The organism is uncultured Thermomonas sp. (assembly GCF_937872235.1).
In the GTDB taxonomy this organism is placed as follows: Bacteria; Pseudomonadota; Gammaproteobacteria; order Xanthomonadales; family Xanthomonadaceae; genus Thermomonas; species Thermomonas beijingensis.
Genome location: NZ_CALMPC010000076.1, coordinates 1 through 2,613, shown reverse-complemented (window position 1 = coordinate 2,613; position 2,613 = coordinate 1). Strand labels below are relative to the sequence as shown.

Here is a 2,613-nt window from a genome sequence, read left to right as displayed (position 1 = left end):
ATGACCAGCGCACGCTATCTGGCCACCGCACTACTGGCGTTGGCGGCGATGTACGTCGTGTGGTCACTGCAACATGCGCAACCGCTGGCGGGGCTACTGGCATTTGCCACACCACCGGTCTTGCTTGCACTGGGGGCCCTGCGCCAGTGGCCGCGCATTGCCTTTATCGCCGCAGTGTTTGCACTGTTGTGGTTCAGTCACGGCGTGATGTTGCTATGGGCCGACCCCGCCAGCCGTGGCTGGGCCGCGGCTGAAACCTTGCTGGCGCTGCTGGTGATCCATGCCGCCTGTCTGCCTGGCTACCGTGCCCGTCGCGCCAAGCAGGCTGCGCCGTGACTATCGACCCGCGCATGGCAGGCCTGCCACAGGCCATCATCGCCAAGGTGCATGCCGGTGCACGTGCCTTGCGTGATGGCGACCCGCGCCGTGCCGAATCCCTGCTGCTGCAAGCCTGCCAACAGGCGGCAAACCATCCCGAGCCGCTGCGCTATCTGGCCATCGTGCAATTGCAGACGCGTCGCCCGGCGCTGGCCCAAGCCAGCCTGCAGCAGGCACTCCATATCCGCCCCGACGATGCCCAATTGCATAGCGACCTGGGTAGCGCGCAGGCAGCATTGGGCGATATCGATGCCGCCCTGGCCAGTTGGCAACACGCCACTACCCTGGATCCCAAACACGCAATGGCGTGGTTCAACCTGGGCCGCAATCATCAGCAACTGGGCGATACAAACGCCGCGATTGCCGCCCTCAGCCAAGGCGTTGCACTGGCCCCGCAAGCCCTGCCGCCCAGGATTTTGCTGGGCGATGCATTGGTGCATGCTGGCCGCTTTGACGAGGCGGCACAGCACTATCGTGCCGCGCTGGCTTTGCATCCGGCCTGTGGCGATGCGTGGCGGGGGCTGTCCAACATCAAGACCGTGGCACTGACCGAGACCGATGCCAGCGCCCTGCGCACGCAATTGCAGCGGCGTGAGAGTGCCGATACCGACAAGGTTGCGATGGGGCATGCGCTGGGTAAATTGGAAGAAGACCGTGGCCAGCACAGCGCCGCACTGGCCGCATTTTCTGCGGCGAACGCGCTGCAACATCGGCTGACACCGTGGAGCGCAGGCGCCTTCACGCACTTTGTGGAGCAGGCCTTGGCCGTCAGCCAACAGCTGCCCGCACCGGTGGATCCGCGCTTGGGCGAGGAGGTCATTTTCATCGTCGGGCTACCCCGCTCGGGCTCGACCTTGTTCGAGCAAATCCTCGCTGCACACCCTGATGTGGAAGGGGCCAGTGAACTGCCGGATTTAGGCATCGTGCTGCAACAAGAATCACAGCGGCGCGGCATGCCGTACCCACAATGGGTGCCGCAAGCCAGTGCGCAGGATTGGCAGCGCCTTGGCCAGGCCTACCTGCAGCGCACTGCACGCTGGCGCAAACACCGCCCGCGCATGACCGACAAGCAACCGGACAACTGGAAGCACGCCGGCATCCTGCGTGCCATGCTCCCCGGTGCCACGGTGATCGAGACACGCCGCGACCCGCTGGAAACCGCGTGGTCGTGCTTCAAGCAACAGTTCTACAGCCAGCCACATTTCGCCAACACCCTGGCCGATATCGCAACCTACATGCAACGCTGCCAGCGTGCGATGGAGCGCTTTCGCGAACGCGACCCGGCACGCATCCATTTGCATCATTACGAAGCCCTGCTGGATACGCCGGAACCGCAGATCCGCGCACTGTTGGCGCATTGCGGGCTGGCATTCGACCCCGTTTGCCTTGCCTTCCATCAAAGCCCGCGCAGCGTCCGCACGGCCAGCGCCGCGCAAGTGCGGCAGCCCCTGCGCGCCACTGCGGCCCGTGCGCTGGCCTATGGCGCATTGCTCAATCCGTTATTGACACTGCTGGAGATGACTTCGCCAATGCTGTAAGCGCAGCTGTTTTGTCGGAAAATGAGCCTATGGACAACCTACTGATCGTCACCACCGGCGGTACCATCGACAAGATCTATTTCGACGACAAGTCGGACTACCAGATTGGTGACCCGCAAATCGGCATGATCCTGCGCGAGCTGGGGGTCACCTTCCGCTTCAGCGTCATTCCGATCCTGCGCAAGGATTCGCTGCACATCACCGATGCCGACCGCGAACTGATCCGCGCCACGATTGCCGCGCAACCCACCCGGCATGTGTTGGTGACCCACGGTACCGATTCGATGGTGGCCACCGGCAAAGTGCTGCAAAGCATTCCCGACAAGACCATCGTGATGACCGGTGCACTCAGCCCGGCGCGCTTTCGCGGGTCAGATGCCGAGTTCAACATCGGCTGCGCGATTGGCGCCGTGCAATCACTTCCCCGTGGCGTGTATATCGCCATGAACGGGCGCATCTGGGATCCACTGAACGTGCGCAAGAATGTGGACGCCAACCGTTTCGAAGCATTGGGCTAAGCACCGCTGCCGCAACACATGATCCCGCCAACTGGCGGGATCATTCAGTGACTGCACGCGGCATACGCCCAAAAAAGAACCCCGGCCGAAGCCGGGGTTGAAGATCAACACGTCACTACTGAGAGTTGATTAGTTGGTGCTGGTGGACAGCACCACACCACTGAATGCCGCGTATGCGT

At 62.9% G+C, this 2,613-nt stretch carries 3 protein-coding genes; all 3 read left to right on the top strand.

Features of this window, described 5'->3' with window-relative positions:
- The 3 genes from QWB57_RS06745 to QWB57_RS06735 are packed head-to-tail and all read left to right on the top strand — an operon-like array spanning window position 1 to window position 2,434.
- On the top strand, window positions 1-336 hold the full coding sequence (locus tag QWB57_RS06745; RefSeq protein ID WP_288968888.1) for a DUF2069 domain-containing protein: 336 nt from the start codon (window positions 1-3) through the stop codon (window positions 334-336).
- Window positions 333-1,916 carry a tetratricopeptide repeat-containing sulfotransferase family protein gene (locus QWB57_RS06740; RefSeq protein WP_288968887.1) on the top strand — a complete coding sequence of 528 codons (1,584 nt, stop codon included), beginning with the start codon at window positions 333-335 and terminating at the stop codon, window positions 1,914-1,916. Before QWB57_RS06745 ends, QWB57_RS06740 begins: the two co-directional genes overlap by 4 nt.
- Before the next feature lie 29 nt (window positions 1,917-1,945).
- Window positions 1,946-2,434 (top strand): asparaginase domain-containing protein, encoded by a 489-nt coding sequence (locus QWB57_RS06735; RefSeq protein ID WP_223626304.1) that lies wholly within the window; start codon window positions 1,946-1,948, stop codon window positions 2,432-2,434.
- Window positions 2,435-2,613 lie beyond the last annotated feature (179 nt).

Bases quoted from the DNA above. Each gene is read 5' to 3' on its own strand.
- QWB57_RS06735 (WP_223626304.1), top strand. From the start codon at position 1,946: ATGGACAACCTACTGATCGTCACCACCGGCGGTACCATCGACAAGATC.
- QWB57_RS06745 (WP_288968888.1), top strand. From the start codon at position 1: ATGACCAGCGCACGCTATCTGGCCACCGCACTACTGGCGTTGGCGGCG.